Genomic DNA, 19,141 nt, shown 5'->3' with positions numbered 1-19,141 from the left:
TCATGACCGCCATGCCGGAAAGACATGGGTGGGCGTCCCTACACGGTCGACGACCTGGAGGGGGTGCCTGATGACGGCCGGCGCTACGAACTCATCAACGGAGCGCTTCTGGTGAGCCCCGCGCTCGGCCTCCGGCACCAGAAGATCGTGGCAATGCTGACCGCAGCCCTCGTCCGGAAGTGTCCGGACAACATGCACGTGTTGCCCGCCCCGTTCGCGGTGCGGCCGTCGAAGTCGACAGAGCTGCAGCCGGATGTACTGGTGGGCGGGACGAGGACTTCACCGACAAGGTGCTGCCGGTGGGGCCGCTGCTGGCGGTGGAGGTCCTGTCACCCAGTACGACGCTGGTCGACCTCCACACCAAGAAGGCCGTATACGAACGCTTGGGTGTGGCGAGCTACTGGATCATCGATCCGCGCGAGCCGAAGCTGACGGTGTTCGAATTGGACGACACGGGCCGGTACGAGCTGCTGGCCGAGGTCAAGAACGATGATGCGTTCGACGCGGTGCGGCCGTTTCCGGTGCGGATCGTGCCGGCGGAGTTGCTGGGCTCGCTGAAATGACGAAGGGCCTTCAGGACGCCCCTGTCCCGAAGGCCCTCACAATGCTGCCGGTCAGCTGTAGTTGCGGACCAGGCGGTCGAGCGTGTGGCGGCGGAGGATGGCTTCGATTTCCCGCGTCTCGTGCTCCGGGTGGCGGGCGAGCATCGCTTCCAGGTCCTGCCGGGCGCTCGGGGTGTCGTAGGCGGCCAGCTCGCGGGACAGTTCCGCCTCGCGCCTGCGAAGCTCCCGCCGGGTGGCGAAGTACGTGCGAACGGACTCCAGTGCCTTGGTCATGTCGCCTTTCTGGTCGGTCGTTCTGTATCGGTTCACCTACTATGATGCCGCATGTCAGAGCAGGTTTCGACCAGATCGCACGTGACCTTGGAGACAACTCCTACGCGAGCGTGTCGAGCAGGTGAAGGGCGCGCGCGTACTTGGCCCGCAGGCGATCTTGGGTCAACGGATCGAGCTGCTCGATGCGGTGCGGGGACAGGTTGTCGGCGATGTCGGCTCGCTTCACCACAACAGCCACCGGGTCGGCCACCACGCGGGTCAGGTAGTCCTCCTGGGACTCGCCCGGCAGGTGGCTCAAGGCGACGACGGTGTCCACCACGTGCGCAGGGCAGCCGGCCGCGAGCAGGTCCGCCGCCGTGACCGGGGTGTCCTCGACAACGTCGTGCAGGACCGCGGCCATCTGGGCGTGCTCGCCGGACACCGCGCCCATCACGCGCAACGGGTGCCCGATGTACGGCTTGCCGGACTTGTCGACCTGCCCCTCGTGCGCGGACCGGGCGATGCGGACGGCGTCCTCGACTGTGAAGGTCACGCCGACCATGGTCACACCCTTGACAAGGCCCAGTGGTCTAGTCCATTTTGCCAGTGGCCCACGTCACCTGCTGGGCAAGGCCGCCGACTGGGACTTCTATGGAGGTGGACGTGGCTTCGAGGACGAGACGCGCTCTGGTCGCGGCACTGGCCGGAGTGCTGGCCTTCGCGGGCCTGACCCTGGTGGTGGTCGGCAGCGCCTCGGCCGCCAACCTGGTCGCCAACCCCGGCTTCGACGCGGGCGACCTGGGCGGCTGGACCTGCACCGGGACCGCGAGCGCGGTCACCACGCCCAAGCGCAGCGGCACGCACGCCCTGTCCGCGACCCCGGCGGGCTCGGACAACGCCCGCTGCTCGCAGACCATCAGCGTCCAGGCGAACACCCCCTACAAGCTGTCCGCCTGGGTCCAGGGCAGCTACGTGTACCTGGGCGTCACCGGCACCGGCAGCGGCGACAAGAGCACCTGGACGCCGGGGTCGAGCGGCTTCAGCCGGCTCTCGATCGACTTCACCACCGGCAACACCACCAGCGTCACCATCTACATCCACGGCTGGTACGGCCAGCCCACCTACTACGCCGACGACGTCGCCCTGGACGGCCCCGGCACCCCGCCGACCAGCACCACCACCACCACCACGACCACCACAACGACAACGACCACAACCACCACGACCACCACCACGCCGCCGGACCCGACGCTGCCCAAGCACGTCCTCACCGGCTACTGGCACAACTTCGACAACGGCTCCCGCCTGCTCAAGCTCGCCGACGTCCCGACCACCTACGACATCGTCGCGGTCGCGTTCGCCGACGCCGTCCCGGCCACCCGGGGCGCGGTCGACTTCACCCTCGACCCGACGCTGTCGAGCAAGCTCGGCGGCTACACCGACGCCCAGTTCAAGGCCGACATCAAGACCCTCCAGGCCCGCGGCCAGAAGGTGATCATCTCCGTCGGCGGCGAGAAGGGCACCATCTGGGTCGGCGACAGCGCCGCGTCCACCGCCTTCGCCAACAGCGTCAAGTCCCTCATCGCCGAGTACGGCTTCAACGGCGTGGACATCGACCTGGAGAACGGCATCAACTCCACCCACATGGCACCTGCGCTCCGGAGCATCCACGCCGCCGGCGGCAAGATCATCGCCATGGCCCCGCAGACCATCGACATGCAGTCGACGGGCCAGGAGTACTTCAAGCTGGCGCTGGCCGTGAAGGACATCCTCACGGTGGTCAACATGCAGTACTACAACTCGGGCACCATGCTCGGCTGCGACCAGAAGGTCTACGCCCAGGGCACGGTGGACTTCCTGGTCGCGCTGGCCTGCATCCAGCTCCAGAACGGCCTGCGCCCCGACCAGGTCGGCCTCGGCCTGCCCGCCTCGCCCTCCGGCGCGGGCGGCGGCTACCAGTCGCCGGCAAACGTCAACGCGGCGCTGAACTGCCTCGCGAAGGGCACGAACTGCGGCTCGTTCAAGCCGGCGCAGACGTGGCCGGGCATCCGCGGCGCGATGACGTGGTCGATCAACTGGGACGCCTCGAACAACTGGCAGTTCGCCAACACGGTGGCCCCGCACCTGGACACCCTGCCGTAGCGGAAGGTGGTGCTCCCCACGACGGGGAGCACCACACCCTCACCTCAACCGCTGGGTGCCCGCCGGCACGGTGAACGTCCGGGCCAGGGTCGCGGGCGAGTCGGCGCGCGACCGGTCGGCCAGGAAGTACCAGTCCATCCGGACCCGCTCCGGCGCCACGTCCAGCACGGTGTAGCCGTGCGAGTCCAGCTCGACCCACTTCAGGTGCCGGTTGAGCGTGGTCAGGCTGGCCTCGGCGGCCAGGGACACCGAGCGCGGCGGCGCGCCGGTCAGCTCGTCGATGTTGTCCGACGTGACCGACGGGACCACCAACTCGGTGGCCACGGTCCGCCGGGTGAACGGGTACAGCGCCGCGTCGTAGGGCACCTCGAACGCCCAGGACGTGTGGATGTCACCGGTCAGGAACACGGTGTTCTGCACGCCGTTGGCGGCCAGCGCGTCGATCAGCACGCGCCGGTCGTGCTGGTAGCCGTCCCACTGGTCGACGTTGATCGGCACGCCGTCCGCGGGCACGCCGATCAGCTCCGCCAACGGCCGGCCGATCGCCTGCGGCAGGGCCGGGACGAGCACTGGTGAGAACATCACCGGGTTGCCGACCAGCTTCCACCGGGCGTCCGAGCCGACCAAGCCGTCCCGCACGAACGCGAGCTGCTCCGCGCCGGTGATGCTGCGGTCCGGGTCGTCGGCGCGGCCGATGTCGGTGCCGACCTGCTGCGACCGGTAGGTGCGCAGATCCAGCATGGTCAACTCGGCCAGCGTGCCGAACCGCAGTCGCCGGTAGATCCGGCCGTCCGCGCCGGTCCGCACGGGCATCCACTCCCGGTAGGCCCGCATCGCCACCGCCCGGCGGGTGACGTACGCACCCTCCGCGCCCTCGGTGTGGTTCTCCGCGCCGCCGGACCAGGCGTCGTTGGCCACCTCGTGGTCGTCGATGGTGATGACCCACGGGTAGGCGGCGTGCAGCTGCTGGAGTTCCGGGTCGGTCTTGTACTGGGCGTGCCGGACGCGGTAGTCCGACAGCGACAGCACCTCGCGGGCGGGCTCGTGCGGGCGTCCGCTGCCGAACTCGCCGGGGCCGTACTCGTAGAGGTAGTCGCCGAGGTGGACCACGGCGTCGAGGTCGCCGCGCTCGGCCAGGTGCCGGTAGGCGGCGAACCGGCCGGACTGCCAGTTCGAGCACGACACCACGCCGAACCGCAGACCTGCGACGGCAGCGCCGGCGGCGGGCGCGGTCTTGGTGCGGCCGACCGGGGAGGTCTGGCCGTCCAGGGCGAACCGGTAGAAGTAGTGCCGGCCGGGCTGGAGGCCGGCCACGTCGAGCTTCACGGTGTGGTCGCGGTCGGGGCCGGTGGTGGTGCTGCCGCGCACCACGACCCGGGTGAACGCGGCGTCCTCGGCGACCTCGTGGGACACCGTCACGGTCGGGCCGACACCTGAGCCGGGCAGGGCGTCGTCGGTGGGGGTGACGCGGGTCCACAGGACGACCCGGTCGGGCAGGGGGTCGCCGGACGCCACGCCGTGGCGGAAGTGCGCGGTGGCCGCGAAGGCGGGCAGGGCGGGGGCGGTCAGCAGGGCGGCGCCGGCGATGGCGCCCAGTCTCAGGGCGTCCCGGCGGGGGTGTGTGTGCGGCACGGCGTCCATTCCAGGGGCGTCGACGGGCGGTGCGGAACCACCGGGCGGGGGAGTTCACCCGGAGTTCGCCGTGCGGATCACGTGCCGCGTCGCGGGTATTCCGCCAAATGGCGGGTTATCGTCGTTGTCATGCTGGACCGACTGGAAGTGCCCGTGATCGCCGCGCCCATGGCGGGTGGCGCGTCCACCCCCGAACTGGTCGCGGAGGTGGGTCGCGCGGGTGGTCTGGGGTTCCTCGCGGCCGGGTACCAGAGCCTGGAAGCCGTGGCCACCCAGATCAAGGAGACCATGGCGCTGACGGACAAGCCGTTCGGCATCAACCTGTTCGTGCCCGGCGTCAAGTCCACTGTGGACCTCAGTGCGTACCGGGACCGGGTCCGCGCGCAGGCGCCCGCCGAGCCCGGCGAACCGCGCTGGGACGACGACTCGTACGCGGCCAAGCTGGAGCTGGTCATGGCGATGCGGGTGCCGGTCGTCTCCTTCACCTTCGGCCTGCCCGAGCCGCACGACGTGCACCGGCTGCACGCGGCCGGCTCGACGGTCGTCGCCACGGTGACCACCCCGGCGGAGGCCCGGCAGGCGGCGGCGGTCGGCGTGGACGCGTTGTGCGTGCAGGGTTGCGACGCCGGCGGGCACCGCGGCACGTTCACCGACGACGGCGTGTCCCCGGGTGGCGGCGAGCTGTTCGGGCTACTGGCCGCACTCCGCCTGGTCTCGGCCCGGGTGGACCTTCCGCTGATCGCCGCGGGCGGGATCGTGCACGGCGCGGACGTGGCCGCCGTGCTCGCCGCGGGAGCGGTCGCGGCCCAGCTGGGCACCGCGTTCCTGTCCTGCCCGGAGGCGGGCACCGCCGCCGCGTACCGCGAGGCCCTCGCCGCCGGCACCCGGCGCACCGCGCTGACCAGGGCGTTCAGCGGACGTCCGGCGCGCGGGCTGGTGAACCGGTTCCTCGTCGAGAACTCGCCGCACGCCCCGGCCGCCTACCCGGACGTGCACCACCTGACCAAACCCGTCCGCGCGACCGGCGACCCGGAGCTGATGTCGTTGTGGGCCGGGCAGACCTACGCGCTGGTCCGACCGGCCCCGGCGGCGGAGCTGGTTCAGCGCCTCCGCGCGGAGGCACGGGCCGCGCTGGACTCCGCCGCAATGCGGATTCCGCCGCTGTAGCAAGGGTTTGCGGTCAGAATGGCCCGATGACGACTGCCCGCGAGCTGTCCGACGAGCTGCTGACCGTCGCCTTCGACGCCGACCCGGTCGAGGCGACCCTGCGCGGGGTGCCCGGGTGGGACGACCGGCTGCCCGACCCGAGCGCGGAGGCCGCCGCCGACATCGCCCGCCGCGCCGAGGACATCGCGCGCCGGGCGCGGTCCGGGGGTGACGACGACCCGGTGACCCGCGCGGTGGTGGCGCAGCAGGCCGACGCGGTCGCGGGCCGGGCGCGCGCCGGGCTGGTCGAGCACACCCACGCCGAAGGCCTCAACGCCCCCATCCCGCTGCTGCTGACCGCCCTGCCGCTGGTCCGGCCCGTGGACGCGCAGGCCGCCCGCCACTACCTGACCCGCCTGGCCGCCTTCCCCGCCTACCTCGACGCCCTCGCCCGCCGCCAGCGCGACTCCCCGAAGCGCCCCGTCGCGCACCTGGTGGAGGCCGCCGCCGCACGGCTGGACCGGCACCTCGCCGACCCCGTCGACCCGCTCGCGGACCCGTTGCGCGCCACCGACCTCTACGACGAGTGCGCCGCCCTGCTGACCGCCGAGGTCCGGCCCGCGTTCGAGCGCTACCGGGACTTCCTGCGCGCGGAGATCGCCCCGCGCGGCCGTTCGGAAGACGAACCGGGATTGTGCGCGTTGGAGGGCGGTGCGGAGATCTACGCGCAACTCGTCCCCCTCTACACGACGACCGCGCACACACCGGAGGAACTGCACCGCATCGGTCTGGACCTGATCAAGGCGCTGGACCGCGAGTACGAGGAGATCGGCGCACGGGTCTTCGGCCCGCTGCCCGCACGGGAGGTCCGGGCGCGACTGCTGGCCGACCCCGCGATGCGCTGGACCAGCGCCGAGGAGATGACCGCGCTGGCCAAGGCGACCATCGAGCGCGCGGAACGCGTCGCGCCGGACTGGTTCGGCACGGTGCCCGCCGACGGGTGCGAGGTGCGGGCGGTGCCCGAGGCGGACGCGCCGAACGCCCCGCTGGCCTTCTACATGGACCCGGCGCTGGACGGCTCGCGCCCGGGCGTCTACTACGTGAACACCTTCCAGGCCACCGAACGCGACCGGTTCAGCGCCGAGTCCACCGCGTTCCACGAGGGCGTGCCCGGACACCACTTCCAGATCTCGCTCGCCCAGGGCCGCACCGACCTGCCGACGCTGCGCCGGTTCGCCTCCATCGAGGCATACCTGGAGGGCTGGGCGCTCTACGCCGAGCGGCTGGCCGACGAGATGGGCCTCTACAGCGACGACGTGGCCCGCCTGGGGATGCTGGCGGGCGACTCGCTGCGCGCCGCGCGGCTCGTGGTGGACACCGGCCTGCACGCCCTGGGCTGGACCCGGCAGCGGGCGGTGGACTTCCTGCGGGACAACGCGGTCATGCCGGACGTGGACATCCACTCAGAAGTGGACCGCTACATCGAGAACCCCGCGCAGGCGTTGTCGTACATGGTGGGACGACTGGAGATCCAACGCCTGCGCGGGGACGCGGAGCGGCGCCTGGGCGACCGCTTCGACATCAGGGCCTTCCACGACCTGGTGATCGGCGGCGGTCCGCTGCCGATGGCCGTGCTCGCCGACGTGGTCGACCGGTGGGTCGACCACGTCGGTCCCTGATCAGCTCTCGGTGCGGTTCTTCTCCATGGCGGAGTTCCGCTTGCTGTAAGCGAAGTAGATGATCAGGCCGAGGGCGAACCAGGCGGCGAAGCGCAGCCACGTCTCCGGCGCGAGGAAGGTGATCAGCCAGATCGAGAACACGACGCCGATGATCGGCACGATCGGCATGCCCGGCGTCTTGAACGTGCGCGGCAGGTCGGGCTGCTTGTACCGCAGCACGATCACCGCGACGCAGACCACCACGAACGCCAGCAGGATGCCGATGTTGGTCAGCTCGGCGGCCTCGGCGATGGGCAGGAAGCCCGCGATGACGGCGGAGGCGATGCCCAGCACCCACGTGGTGCGCGTCGGGACGTGCTTGACCGGGTGCGTCTTGGCGAACCACTTCGGCAGCAGGCCGTCGCGGGACATCGAGTAGCCGACGCGCGCCGCGCCCATGAGGAACGTGAACAGCACGGTGGTGATGCCCAGGACCGCGCCCACGGAGATGATGATGCCCAGCGCGGGCAGGCCGACGTCGGCGAACGCCGTGGCGAACGCGCTCTCGGTGTCGACGTCCTTGTAGTTGACCATGCCGGTCAGGACGAGGCAGGCCAGCACGTACAGCACCATCGAGATGGCCAGCGAGTAGATGATCGCCTTGGGCATGTGCCGCTGCGAGTCCTTGGACTCCTCGGCGGCGGTGGACATCGCGTCGTAGCCGAAGACGGCGAAGAAGACCGTGGCCGCGCCGGTCATGGCGCCCGCGATGCCGAACGGGAAGAACGGGTTGTAGTTGCCGGTGTTGATGTGGAACGCGCCGACGATGATCACCAGCAGGACGATGCCGACCTTGAGGTAGACCAGGGCGGTCTCGAAGCGGGCGGCGTTCTTCATGCCCAGGTTGAGGATCCAGGCGATGAGCAGGCACAGCACGACCGCGAACAGGTTGACCTTGTAGCTGCCCGCGGCGAGGTCACCGGTTTCCGTGCCGGGTGCGCCGAGCATCCAGACGGGCAGGTCGAGGCCGAGCAGGTTGAGCAACTCGTTGAAGTAGCCCGAGATGCCGATCGCGACCACCGCCACGATCGCCGTGTACTCCAGCAGCAGGTCCCAGCCGATGAACCAGCCGACGATCTCGCCGAGCACCGCGTAGCCGTAGGTGTAGGCGGAGCCCGCCTTGGGGATCAGGCCCGCGAACTCGGCGTAGGAGAAGGCCGCCGCGGCGCTGGCGATGCCCGCGATGAGGAACGAGATGAGCACCGCCGGGCCTGCGGTCTTGTTGGCCACGGCGCCCGCGAGCGAGAAGATGCCCGCTCCGATGATGCCGCCGATGCCGATCGCGGTGAGCTGCCAGAGGCCCAGGGTCCGGGTGAGTCCGGTCTTCTCTTCGGTGATCTGCTCGATGGGCTTGCGGCGGAACACGCCGGAGCCCTGGCCGAAGCCGCCCTGCACGGAGGTCATGCCTTTGCTCCCTCGGTGGTGTTGTGCGGCGAACCGTACGCGCGTCAACTGTCACCGGGGTTTGTTCGATCGCACCACTTGACGTGCACTCTTTGTGCGATCTCACCATTGTGCACCCGCCGATCACCGGCGCGGCGACCGCCAGCTCACCCGCCGCGCAGATGATCCGCACCGCCGACAGCGCACTGGCCGACTGCGACCCACCGGAGAAGAACCGCCGCGTGTAGGCGTACCCCGTGCCGTAGCGGGTCGTCGCCCCGAGGCACGCCAACCCGCCGACGAGCACGTCGCCGCCGACCCCGTCCCAGACGCCCAGCACCACCAGCACACCGGAGAACCCGATCGCGAGTCCCGCGAGCCGCGCCCCGGTGACCTTCTCGGACGGCACGACGAGCAGCACGAACACCAGCGTGGTCAACGGCATGGTGGCGTTGAAGACACCGGCCAGCACCGACGTCACCAGCGTCTCGCCGAACGCCGGCAACGTGAACGGCACCGCGTTGAGCAGTGTGGCGACCACCAGCGCGTGTCCCCGGGTGCGGCGGTCGCGCGGCAGGGGCGTCCGGGTGGCCAGGCACACCAGCGCCAACGCGAGCGCCCCGAAGAAGCACCGGCCGAACGCCACCCAGACGGGTGGCACGCCGGCGTCCACCGAAAGCTTGATCAAGGCGAAACTCGCGCCCCAGATGGCGGACAGGAGTGCGAACTTTCCCACCCAAGTCGACTGCACGGGAGCACAATCACGTCAACGAAGAGGATGAGTCCAACAAGCACCACGCAACCGGGACATGAGGGACGCTCATGGCACTGAACTTCGCGCAGCTCCGAGCGTTCCTGGCGGTCGTCGACGAGGGCGGCTTCGGCGCCGCCGCCGACACCCTGGGCATCACCCAGTCCGCAGTCTCCCACGCCGTCGCCGCGCTCGAACGCACCCTGGGCCACCCGGTCCTGCACCGCCAGGGCCGGCCGACGCCCACCGCCTTCGGCGCCGAACTGCTGGGCCACGCGCGCAGCGCGGTCGCGGCGTCCAGCGCGATCACCGACCTGGCCGCGCGGCGGGGCGGCCTGGCGCGCGGCACGATCAAGCTCGCCGCGCCGCCCACGGTGTGCCAGGGGTTGCTGCCCGAGCTGCTGTCCCGGTGGAAGGCGGAGTTCCCGCACGTGCGCATCCGGGTCTTCGAGGGCGAGGACGACGAGGTCGCCGACTGGCTGGCGAACGGGACCGTCGAGGTGGCGGTGGTCGTCGACCCGCCCCCGGGGCCCGGCGTCGAGGTGGGGGAGGACGCGTTCCACGCGTTGCTGCGCGACGACCACCCGTTGGCCGGTGAGGCGGACGTGGACGTGGCGGAGCTGGCCGACGACCCGTTCCTGCTGTCGTGCGGGGGCTGCGAGCGGCACGTGCGGCAGGCCCACCAGGGATTGCCGTTCAAGCCGGTGCACCGGGTCCGCGAGCTGGGGACGTTGCTGGCGATGGTGCGGGCCGGCGTGGGCATCACCATCGTGCCCGGCCTGATCTCCGCCATGCTGCCACCGGGCCTGGTGCTGGTCCCGCTGCGCCGACGCGTGGTTCGCCGCCTGGTGATCAGCGGCCCGCCGGGAAAGGAGTGGCACCCGGCGGTCAAAGCCTTGGTCGGCTCCGTGACCGCCGGGTGAACCGTCACCGGGTGAAGACGATCTTCCCCGCCGTCTCGCCGTCCAGCATGGCCTTGAAGCCCTGCTCGGCCTGGTCCATCGGCAGGGTCGTGCCGATCTGCGGGCGCAGGCCGTTGAGGGCGCAGAACGCCAGCAGGTCGCCCAGCTCCTCGCGCGTGCCCATGGTCGAACCGACCACCCGGAGCTGGAGGAAGAACAGGCGCTGGAGTTCGGCCGCGGTGGCGTCGCCGCTGGTCGCACCCGAGATGACCACGATGCCGCCCGGCTTGAGCGCCTTCATGGAGTGCGACCAGGTCGCCTTGCCCACCGTCTCGAAGACCGCGTCCACCCGATCGGGCAGGCGTGCGCCGGACTCGAAGGTGGCGTGCGCACCCAGCTGCTCGGCCAGGGCGCGCTTCTCCTCGCTCCGACCCGTCACCCACACGCGGTAACCGGCCGCGCGGCCCAGCTGGATGAGCGCCGTGGCGACGCCACCGGACGCGCCCTGGACCAGCATGGTCTGGCCGGGGCGCAGGCCGGACTTCACGAACAGCATCCGGTAGGCCGTCAGCCACGCCGTGCCCATGCACGCGGCCTCTTCGAAGGACAGGCCCTCCGGCTTCTTGAGGGCGTTGCGGGCCGGGACGACCACGTAGTCGGCGAAGGTGCCCTGGTACTTCTCGGTCAGGAGGGTGCGGCCCGGGTCGAGGGTCTCGTCACCGGTCCAGTTCGGGTCGCCGATGACGGAGTGCAGGACGACCTCGGTGCCGTCGTCGAGCACGCCCGCGCCGTCGCAGCCCAGGATCATCGGGAACTTGTCCGCCTTGATGCCGACACCGCGCAACGTCCACAGGTCGTGCATGTTCAGGCTGGCGGCCTTCACGCCGACGCGGACCCAGCCGGCCGGCACCTCGGGATCGGGGCGGTCACCCACGCGCAGTGCGGCGAGGGGGTCCTGCGGGCTCGGCTCGGCTGCGTAGACGGCGAACATGGGGGCGAACTTACCCAGAGGTAGGGAGTCCTGTGCGGTGAACCACGTCACGGCAGTAGGCTCGGTGGCGTGCTGGAAGCCTTCGCGCAGTGGTGGGACGGGGTCGAGCTGTGGCTCGCCCAACTCCCGTTCCCGTTCCAGTTCGCGCTGGTCATGGCCGTTCTGCTGCCCGCGGCACTGGGCGTGGCGCGGCTGATCGACCGGGTCGTTGACCAGGCCGCGGGCCGGTTCAACCCGGTGCCCAAGGTGCCCGCGGCGACCGAGCCCGAGAAGGTGGACGCGGGCACGCCTTCGTAGGCTGACCACCGTGACTCCCGCACGGCGCCTCACCGTCGCGCTGGTGGGCCTGATCGCGCTGGTCGTGATCGGCTACCTCGCGAAGGACCTCGGCGGCTCCACCGAGCCCTCGCCCACCACCACGACCACCGGGTCGGCCGCGTCCGGCACGGCGTCGGGCAAGCCCGCCCAGGTGCCGGGGGCCGCCTCCGGGCTGCCGGTCAAGGCCCTGACCAGCCTGCCCGGCGAGGCCAAGGCGACGTGGGAGCTGATCGAACGCGGCGGCCCGTTCCCGTACCCGCGCAACGACGGCACGACCTTCCAGAACCGCGAGAAGCGCCTGCCCGCGAAGTCCGGCGACTACTACCGCGAGTACACGGTGCCGACCCCGGGCAGTGACGACCGCGGCGCCCGCCGACTGGTGACGGGGCGCGAGCGGGAGGTCTACTACACGGGTGACCACTACGAGTCGTTCGTCGTCGTGGACGTGACCGGATGATCCACCGGCACGTGGCGCGCCCCGGTGCGCGGACCAAGAGCGCGGCTTTGGCCGCCATCGGCGAGGCGATGGAGTTCCCGGACTACTACGGCCAGAACCTCGACGCCCTGTACGACTGCCTGACCGACCTGTCCTGGCTGCCGGAAGGCGAGCACGTCCTGGTGTGGACCGGCGGTGACGCCTCGGTCGCAGCCGTCCTGGCCGACGCCGAATCCGCCACCGCCGACGGCCCACGCACTTTTCGGTGGGAACGCTAGTCCTCGGACGGCACCCAGCTCGGCTTGCGCTTCTGCACGAACGCCGCGATGCCTTCCTGCCCCTCAGGTCCACCGAAGTGCCTGGCCGACAGCTCCAGCATGTCCGCGAACACCTCACCCAGGTTGCTCGACCGCTCCTGCTGCAACATCCGTTTCGTGGCGGCGAGGGCGTTAGGTGCACCGAGGGCAAGCATGTCGGTGTAGCGGGTGACCTCTGCATCCAGCTCGTCGGCGGCAACCGTCGAGTTGATCAGCCCGACCGCCACGGCGCGCCCCGCGTCAAAGGTCTCGCCGGTCAGGAACAGCTCGTGCGCCGCGCGCGGCAACAGCCGAGGCAGGACCGTCACCGAGATCACCGCCGGCACCACACCGATCCGGACCTCGCTGAACGCGAACGTCGCCGACTCCACCGCCACCGCGATGTCGCACGCCGCCACGATCCCCACACCACCGGCCCGCGCGGGCCCCGCCAGCCGCGCGACGACCGGCTTCGGGCTGGTCCACAGCTGTTCGAGGATCGCGGGGAACTCGTTGACCCCCTGCTGGGACGCGCTCGCCCCGCCGGCTTCCTTGAGGTCCATGCCCGAGCAGAACACCGGCCCGGTGTGGGTCAGGACGACGACCCGGACGGCGTCGTCGGCGATGGCCGCCTTCAGGTGCCCGGTCAGCTCGGCGCGCAGCTGCGCGGACAGGGCGTTGCGATTGTGCGGGGAGTCCAGCGTGATCGTCGCGATGCCACGCCGCACCTCGTAGTGGACCAGCTCGTCTGCCATGGGGCGCACTCTAACCAGGACGCCCAATTGACAGGACGCTGTCAACATGACAGGATGCTGTCATGACGACGAAGACGGTCCACCTCGCCCTCTATCCCGCGCTCGCCGACTGGGAGTTCGGCTACGCCACGGCGCGCATCAACGACCCGGCGTTCCAGAAGGAGCCCGGCCGCTACCGGGTCCGCACGGTCGGCCTCACCCGCGACCCGATCACCAGCATCGGCGGCCTGACCATCACGCCCGACCTGGCGCTGGCCGACATCGACCCGGCCGACAGCGCGCTTCTTCTCCTGCCCGGCGCCGACTCGTGGGCCGAGGGCGCCAACGCCGAGTTCGCGAAGGCCGCGCGGCGCTGGCTGGACGCGGGCGTGCCGGTGGCGGCGATCTGCGGCGCGACGGTCGGCCTGGCCGCCGAGGGCCTGCTCGACGACCGCCCGCACACCGGCAACATGCCGGAAGAACTCCAGTCCGTCGAGACCTACGCCGGCGCCGAGCACTACCGCAACGTCCGCGCGGTCCGCGAGGGCGGCCTGATCACGGCCGGCGCGCACAGCGCCCTGGAGTTCGCCCGCGAAATCCTCGCCGAGCTGGACGTCTACGAGCCGGCGGTGCTGGAGGCCTGGTACGGCCTGTTCAGCACGGGCGACCCGCAGTGGTTCGGCAAGCTCATGGCGGCGGTGTCGTGACCGTGGAACCGCGCACGGAGGCGGGAGACGTGCTGACGGAAGTCATCATGCGCACCTTCCGCCTCTACGGCGCTTTCCTCGACGCCGCCGAGGTGATGACCAAACCGGTCGGCCTGACGGCGGCGTGGTGGCAGGTCCTGGGCGCGGTCCTGAAGGAGCCCCTGCCGGTCGCGGGGATCGCCCGCGAGATGAGCCTGGCGCGGCAGAGCGTGCAACGCATCGCCGACCTGCTGGTCGAGAAGGGCCTGGCGGAATACCTGCCCAACCCGGCCCACCGCCGCGCCAAGCTCTTCCGGCCGACCAAGGCCGGCTACGAGGCCGTCGAAAGCCTGCGCGCGGCCCAGCACGCGTTCACCAACAAGGTGTCGGCCCAGGTGGACCTGGACGAGCTGAAGACGACCCTGAAGGTCATGCGCCAACTGGTCGAAGCGGTCGACGAGAACCCACCCCGGGTCTAGGCGGATCGCGTCAAAAGGTCGGCGGCGAGCGCGGCCTCGTAGCGGTGGAGGATCAGTTCCGCCACCTCCGGGTCCGCGCCCAGCGGCGGGGCGACCAGGTCCGTCTCGGCCAACCGCGCGACCCGGTCCGGCAGGAAGCCCGGGGCCAGGAACCACGAAGCCATCGCGATCCGCCGCGCGCCCCGGGCCTTCAGCCGCTCAACCGCCGCCGGCACGTCCGGCGCAGCCATCGACGCGAAAGCCGCCTCCACGCCCGCCCAACCGGCCCCCGAAGCCCACCGCGCGGCAATAGAACGCACCGCCGCGTTCGCGGGCTCGTGCGAAGACCCGGCACCCGCCAGCACCACACCCAAAGTCCGGTCATGGGACTGCACGCCGATCGACGCCAACCGCCGCAACGCCGCCGACTCCAGCAACGGCGAAGGCCCCAGCACGTCCGCGATCGTCACGTCCAGCGAAGGCAGCCGGGCCTCGGCCACCGCCCCGGGCACGTCCACCCGCGCGTGAAAAGCCTTGCCCAGCAACAACGGCACGACCACCGTCGAACGGTGCCCGTCCCCGCGCACCGCGTGCAGCACGTCACCCAACCGGGGCGCGGACAGGTCCAGGAACGACGCCCGCACGTCCAGCGACGGCCGCAAAGCCCGCACCACGTCCAACAACGCGTGCACGGTCGCCGCCGAACGCGGATCACGACTGCCGTGCGCCACGGCCACCAAAGCGGTCACAGCGCACCCGACAGGCCGCGTGCCCGCAGCACCGCCCGCTCCAACGGCCGGAACACCAGCAGCTCGATCCCGATGCCGACCAGCAGGATCAGGAAGATCGCCGCGATCACCATCGAGATGTCGTTCAACGAAGACCCGTTGTGCAGGTACTGCCCCAGACCCTCACCCAGTTGCGGCGAGGTGGCGATGATCTCCGCCGCCATCAGCGACCGCCACGAGAACGCCCACCCCTGCTTCAACCCGGCCAGGTAGCCCGGCAAGGCCGCAGGCAGCAGGATGTGCCGGGCCGCCGCCAACCGACCCGCCCCCAGCGCCTGCCCGACGCGCGGCAGCAGCGGCGGGATCTGGTCGACGCCCGACACCAGACCATTGGCGATCGACGGCACGGAACCCATCAGCACCACGAAGTAGATCGTGGACGGGGTGGCGCCGAACCACAGGATGCCCGCCGGCACCCACGCCACCGACGGCAGCGACTGCAAACCGGTCAGCAGCGACCCGATCGCCGCCCGCACCACGCGCACCTTGGCGATCAACAACCCCAACGGGGTCGCGATCAGCACCGCCGTCAGGAAGCCGAGCACCGCGCGGTGCACCGACGTCCACAGCACGTCGAACGCGCGCCCGGTCTCCACCGCCTCGGCCACCGCCGCCCACACCGACGCCGGCGAGGGCAGCTGGTACTCCGGCCAGAACGCCGCCGCCCACAGCGCCTGCCACACGCCCAGCAGCAGCGCGAACGCGATCAGCGGCGGCAGGGCCGTGCGGACGAACCGCCTGCCCAGCGACGGGCGCTGCTCCTGCGACGGCGCGTCGAGCGCGTCCAGGCCCGCGCCGACCGCCGCCAGGTCGTTGTCAAGCTGCGGCGTGGCCACTGATCACCTCTCGCAGCCGGCTCGTGATGTCCTGCACCAGCGCGGGCTCGTCACCGTCCACTGTGGACCACTCGCGCACGACGCGACCGGGCCGCGAGGACAGCAGGACGACCCGCTGGCCCAGCCGCACGGCCTCGCGCACGTCGTGGGTGACGAACACGATCGCCGTCCCGGTCTCCCGCCACACCCGCACCAGCTCCGCTTGGAGCACGTCCCGGGTGATGGCGTCCAGCGCCGCGAACGGCTCGTCCATCAGCAGCAGGCCGGGCGTGCCCTCCTCGGCGCTGCCCAGCGTCGAGGCCAGGGCCCGCGCCAGGGCCACGCGCTGGCGCATACCGCCGGACAGCTCGTGCGGGCGCTTGTGCCCGGCCTCCGACAGCCGCACCAGTTCCAGCAGCTCACCGGCCTTCTCCCGGCGCGCGCCGCGCTTGACCCCGGCCAGCCGCAGCGGCAGCTCCACGTTGCGCGCGGCGGTCAGCCACGGCATCAGGGCCGCCTCCTGGAACATCACGGCGGGCCGCGAGGTGGTCAGCGCGATGGAGCCCGAGGTGGGCGCGTCCAGCCCGGCGACCAGGTTGAGCAAGGTCGACTTGCCGCACCCGGACGCGCCCAGCAGGCACACGAACTCGCCCGGCGCGACCCGCAGGTCGACGCCGTCGAGCGCCGTGACCGCGTTCGGTCCGTGCCCGAACGTCTTGCGCACCGCGGACAGGGTCACAGCTGCGTCCACAGAGGACGGAACGGCGGACTCAAGCGTGGCGGTCATGGTGTGCCTGCCTTCCCCGAGTTACTTCTTGTCCAGCCCGGCGGTGTCCACGGTCGGCTTGCCGGCCGCCGCGAGCACCTTGTTCAGCAGCGTGAAGTCCGCGAGCCCGGCGACGTCCGCGGCCTCCTTGGCGACGCCCGCGGTGACCGCGTCCTCCGCCAGCCGCGGGAACGTCTTGGCCTGCGGGTCCAGCGTCAGCTCGATGTTGTCGAACGCCCGGTCCAGCACCGGCTCGCCCAGCGACTTGCCGGTCAGCTTCTTCAGGGCGTCGTTGACGACCTTCTTGGCGTCCGGCTTGTTGTTGAGCGCGAAGTCCGTGGCCGCCAGGTGGCCCTTGAGCAGCGCCTCGACGGTCTGCGGGTGCTCCCTGAGGAACTGGGTGCGCACCAGCAGCACGGTGGTCGGGAACTCGCCGCCCTCCCACTGGGTCTTCTCGTCCAGCAGCACCTTCGCGCCCGCGTCCAGCACCAGCCGCGACGACCACGGCTCCGGCGCCCACGCGCCCTGCACGTCGCCCTTCTTGAACAGGTCGAGCGACGGCGCGTTCTCCGTGTTGGTGACGTTGACCTGGTCGGCACCCGCGCCGATGCCGATCTTCTGGTCGGACAGCCACTTCTTCAACGCGATGTCCTGCGTGTTGCCCAGCTGGGGCGTGGTGACGACCTTGCCCTTGAGGTCGTTCACCGAGGCGATCTCCGGCTTCACGACCAGCTGCGCCCCACCGGACGTGGCGCCGGCGATCAGCCGCACGGCCTCGCCGCCCGACTTCGCGTAGGCGTTGATCGCCGGGCCGGACCCGATGAACGTGGCGTCCAGCGAGCCGCCGAGCAGCGCGTTGACCGCCTCGGGACCGGCGTTGAAGGTCTGGGTGGTCAGCTTGGTGCCGCCCAGTTCCTTGGTGAACAGGCCCTGCTCCACGCCGACCAGGGCGGCGGCGTGGGTGACGTTCGGGAAGTAGCCCAGCCGCAGCTCGGCGGCGGGACCCTGGTCCCCGGTGGTGGCGGCGTCGTTGCCGCGGTCCGCCCGTGAGCAGGCGGTCAGTGCCAGGAAAGCGGTCAGTGCGGCCAGTGACTTGGTCAGGATCCCGCGTTTGCTGCTCACGGTGGCGTGTGGCCTTTCTGGGTCAGGGTCCGGGGGAGACGAGGGCGTGGCTGTCCTGGGCGGTGCTCCCGCCCTCCGTACAGCTGTCCACGCCGTCCAGCTCCGGCAGCGGCGCACCGACCAGGCCCGCGGCCAGCGTGCTGCCGTCCGACGCGTCGATGACCAGGAACGCGCCGGTGCGGCGGTCCCGCGTGTAGTCGTCGACGGGGACCGGCTCGGCCGTGCGGACCGAGACCTGGCCGATCTCGTTGAGGCCCAGCGAGCCCGGGCTCGCGGTGCTCGCGAGCTTCTGCTCGTCGAACCGGTTGCGCAGTTCGGTGACGATCGCCTGGACGGTGCGCGTGCCGTGCTTCACCAGCACCCGCGCGCCCGGCGTGAGCGCCTTCTCGGCCAGCCAGCACACGGTGGCCTCGAACTCGTCGGTGACCCGCGGCGCGTCGCCGGCCGTGATCAGGTCGCCGCGCGAGATGTCCAGGTCGTGCGCGAGCAGCAGGGTCACGGACTGGCCGGCGGCGGCCTCGTCCAGCGGACCGTCGGCGGTGTCGATCTTCTCGACGGTGCTGCGCAGCCCGCTGGGCAGGACGGTGATCTCGTCGCCGACGCGGACCGTGCCCGCCGCGACCTGACCGGCGTAGCCCCGGTAGTCCGGGTACTCGGCGGTGCGCGGCCGGATGACGTACTGCACCGGGAACCGGAACGGCGCGTCGTGCGGGTCCGGCTCGACCGGGACGGTCTCCAGGTGCTCCAACAGGGTCGGCCCGTCGTACCAGGGCGTCTTGTCGGACCGCTCCACCACGTTGTCGCCGGCCAGCGCGGACACCGGGATCTCCACCACGGCGTCCTCGGGGAAGCCGAGGGCGGTGGCGTGCGCGGTGAACTCCTTGGCGATGCGGGAGAACGTGACCTCGTCGTAGTCGACCAGGTCGATCTTGTTCACCGCGAGGACCAAGCGCGGCACCCCCAGCAGCGCGAGCACGGCGGCGTGGCGGCGCGTCTGCTCCACCACACCCTTGCGCGCGTCCACCAGGAGCACACCCAGTTGCGCCGTGGACGCTCCGGTCACCGTATTACGCGTGTACTGGACATGCCCGGGCGTGTCCGCCAGCACGAAAGAACGCTTCGGGGTGGCGAAGTAGCGGTAGGCCACGTCGATCGTGATGCCCTGCTCGCGCTCGGAGCGCAGGCCGTCGACCAACAGGGACAGGTCCGGGGTGGTCAGGCCGCGGTCGGCGCTGGCCCGGT

Annotated in this window: 21 protein-coding genes and 2 pseudogenes; 11 read left to right on the top strand and 12 right to left on the bottom strand. The window is 71.1% G+C overall.

The features are described 5' to 3' along the window. Positions 1-24: 24 nt before the first annotated feature. Positions 25-563, top strand: a pseudogene (locus RIN75_RS44245) (Uma2 family endonuclease). Between the two features lie 51 nt (positions 564-614). Here RIN75_RS44245 and RIN75_RS28175 read toward each other — a convergent pair. Together RIN75_RS28175 and RIN75_RS28170 are read right to left on the bottom strand one after the other, a co-directional pair. After that, positions 615-836 carry a hypothetical protein gene (locus tag RIN75_RS28175; RefSeq protein WP_309115056.1) on the bottom strand — a complete coding sequence of 74 codons (222 nt, stop codon included), beginning with the start codon at positions 834-836 and terminating at the stop codon, positions 615-617. A 100-nt stretch (positions 837-936) separates the two neighbouring features. Then, positions 937-1,377, bottom strand: a complete 441-nt coding sequence (locus RIN75_RS28170; RefSeq protein WP_309115055.1) for an HD domain-containing protein — start codon at positions 1,375-1,377, stop codon at positions 937-939. A 101-nt stretch (positions 1,378-1,478) separates the two neighbouring features. Here RIN75_RS28170 and RIN75_RS28165 point away from each other — a divergent pair, with 101 nt between their 5' ends. Continuing rightward, complete coding sequence (locus RIN75_RS28165) at positions 1,479-2,957, top strand: carbohydrate binding domain-containing protein (RefSeq protein ID WP_309115054.1); 1,479 nt, start codon at positions 1,479-1,481, stop codon at positions 2,955-2,957. A gap of 39 nt (positions 2,958-2,996) precedes the next feature. On the opposite strand, the gene RIN75_RS28160 is transcribed toward RIN75_RS28165, so the two are convergent. Continuing rightward, the gene (locus RIN75_RS28160) at positions 2,997-4,598 is read right to left on the bottom strand and encodes an alkaline phosphatase D family protein (RefSeq protein WP_375296037.1); all 1,602 of its coding nucleotides are present in this window, start codon (positions 4,596-4,598) and stop codon (positions 2,997-2,999) included. Positions 4,599-4,718: 120 nt separating this feature from the next. On the opposite strand from RIN75_RS28160, the gene RIN75_RS28155 reads away from it, so the two are divergent. After that, positions 4,719-5,756, top strand: a complete 1,038-nt coding sequence (locus tag RIN75_RS28155) for a nitronate monooxygenase (RefSeq protein ID WP_309115052.1) — start codon at positions 4,719-4,721, stop codon at positions 5,754-5,756. A gap of 26 nt (positions 5,757-5,782) precedes the next feature. Continuing rightward, positions 5,783-7,414, top strand: a complete 1,632-nt coding sequence (locus tag RIN75_RS28150; protein ID WP_309115051.1) for a DUF885 domain-containing protein — start codon at positions 5,783-5,785, stop codon at positions 7,412-7,414. Here RIN75_RS28150 and RIN75_RS28145 read toward each other — a convergent pair whose 3' ends face one another. Further along, the gene (locus RIN75_RS28145) at positions 7,415-8,857 is read right to left on the bottom strand and encodes an amino acid permease (RefSeq protein ID WP_309115050.1); all 1,443 of its coding nucleotides are present in this window, start codon (positions 8,855-8,857) and stop codon (positions 7,415-7,417) included. 92 nt (positions 8,858-8,949) lie between these two features. On the opposite strand from RIN75_RS28145, the gene RIN75_RS28140 reads away from it, so the two are divergent. Beyond that, positions 8,950-9,084, top strand: a complete 135-nt coding sequence (locus tag RIN75_RS28140; protein WP_309115123.1) for a hypothetical protein — start codon at positions 8,950-8,952, stop codon at positions 9,082-9,084. A gap of 146 nt (positions 9,085-9,230) precedes the next feature. Here RIN75_RS28140 and RIN75_RS28135 read toward each other — a convergent pair. Then, positions 9,231-9,509 (bottom strand): annotated as a pseudogene (locus RIN75_RS28135) (EamA family transporter); the annotation flags it as partial. Between the two features lie 149 nt (positions 9,510-9,658). On the opposite strand from RIN75_RS28135, the gene RIN75_RS28130 reads away from it, so the two are divergent. Then, entirely contained in the window at positions 9,659-10,510 is an 852-nt protein-coding gene (locus tag RIN75_RS28130; protein WP_309115049.1) for a LysR family transcriptional regulator, read from the top strand. A 4-nt stretch (positions 10,511-10,514) separates the two neighbouring features. On the opposite strand, the gene RIN75_RS28125 is transcribed toward RIN75_RS28130, so the two are convergent. After that, positions 10,515-11,480, bottom strand: coding sequence for a zinc-binding dehydrogenase (locus RIN75_RS28125; protein WP_309115048.1), 966 nt, complete (start codon positions 11,478-11,480; stop codon positions 10,515-10,517). A 72-nt stretch (positions 11,481-11,552) separates the two neighbouring features. Here RIN75_RS28125 and RIN75_RS28120 point away from each other — a divergent pair, with 72 nt between their 5' ends. From RIN75_RS28120 to RIN75_RS28110, 3 genes are read left to right on the top strand one after another with little or no spacing between them, the layout of a single operon-like run. Next, a complete protein-coding gene (locus tag RIN75_RS28120) occupies positions 11,553-11,777 on the top strand; it encodes a hypothetical protein (protein WP_375296039.1) in 225 nt (74 codons plus the stop codon). 10 nt (positions 11,778-11,787) lie between these two features. Next, complete coding sequence (locus RIN75_RS28115) at positions 11,788-12,255, top strand: ribonuclease domain-containing protein (protein WP_309115046.1); 468 nt, start codon at positions 11,788-11,790, stop codon at positions 12,253-12,255. Beyond that, complete coding sequence (locus RIN75_RS28110) at positions 12,252-12,512, top strand: barstar family protein (RefSeq protein ID WP_375296036.1); 261 nt, start codon at positions 12,252-12,254, stop codon at positions 12,510-12,512. The genes RIN75_RS28115 and RIN75_RS28110 overlap by 4 nt, the downstream gene beginning before the upstream one ends. On the opposite strand, the gene RIN75_RS28105 is transcribed toward RIN75_RS28110, so the two are convergent. Beyond that, the gene (locus RIN75_RS28105; protein WP_309115045.1) at positions 12,509-13,285 is read right to left on the bottom strand and encodes an enoyl-CoA hydratase family protein; all 777 of its coding nucleotides are present in this window, start codon (positions 13,283-13,285) and stop codon (positions 12,509-12,511) included. The genes RIN75_RS28110 and RIN75_RS28105 overlap by 4 nt on opposite strands. Positions 13,286-13,347: 62 nt before the next feature. Here RIN75_RS28105 and RIN75_RS28100 point away from each other — a divergent pair, with 62 nt between their 5' ends. Both RIN75_RS28100 and RIN75_RS28095 read left to right on the top strand, forming a co-directional pair. Beyond that, entirely contained in the window at positions 13,348-13,971 is a 624-nt protein-coding gene (locus RIN75_RS28100) for a type 1 glutamine amidotransferase family protein (protein ID WP_309115044.1), read from the top strand. A gap of 29 nt (positions 13,972-14,000) precedes the next feature. Further along, positions 14,001-14,429, top strand: a complete 429-nt coding sequence (locus RIN75_RS28095; protein ID WP_309115043.1) for a MarR family transcriptional regulator — start codon at positions 14,001-14,003, stop codon at positions 14,427-14,429. Here the strand turns inward: RIN75_RS28095 and RIN75_RS28090 are convergent. The 5 genes from RIN75_RS28090 to RIN75_RS28070 all read right to left on the bottom strand — a co-directional run. Next, a complete protein-coding gene (locus RIN75_RS28090) occupies positions 14,426-15,157 on the bottom strand; it encodes a sirohydrochlorin chelatase (RefSeq protein ID WP_309115042.1) in 732 nt (243 codons plus the stop codon). The genes RIN75_RS28095 and RIN75_RS28090 overlap by 4 nt on opposite strands. Beyond that, positions 15,154-16,032: an ABC transporter permease gene (locus RIN75_RS28085; RefSeq protein WP_309115041.1), complete on the bottom strand. Its 879-nt coding sequence runs from the start codon at positions 16,030-16,032 to the stop codon at positions 15,154-15,156. Before RIN75_RS28085 ends, RIN75_RS28090 begins: the two co-directional genes overlap by 4 nt. After that, entirely contained in the window at positions 16,013-16,798 is a 786-nt protein-coding gene (locus RIN75_RS28080) for an ABC transporter ATP-binding protein (RefSeq protein ID WP_309115040.1), read from the bottom strand. Before RIN75_RS28080 ends, RIN75_RS28085 begins: the two co-directional genes overlap by 20 nt. A 21-nt stretch (positions 16,799-16,819) precedes the next feature. Further along, positions 16,820-17,899: an ABC transporter substrate-binding protein gene (locus tag RIN75_RS28075; RefSeq protein WP_309115039.1), complete on the bottom strand. Its 1,080-nt coding sequence runs from the start codon at positions 17,897-17,899 to the stop codon at positions 16,820-16,822. A 22-nt stretch (positions 17,900-17,921) separates the two neighbouring features. Further along, a partial coding sequence (locus tag RIN75_RS28070; protein ID WP_309115038.1) for a GTP-binding protein occupies positions 17,922-19,141 on the bottom strand: 1,220 nt, incomplete at its 5' end.

Origin of the sequence: Saccharothrix sp., assembly GCF_031180885.1 — a bacterium.
Taxonomy (GTDB): domain Bacteria; phylum Actinomycetota; class Actinomycetes; order Mycobacteriales; family Pseudonocardiaceae; genus Actinosynnema.
Note: the sequence above shows the minus strand (reverse complement) of the source record. Positions and strands in the feature narration are given on the sequence as shown.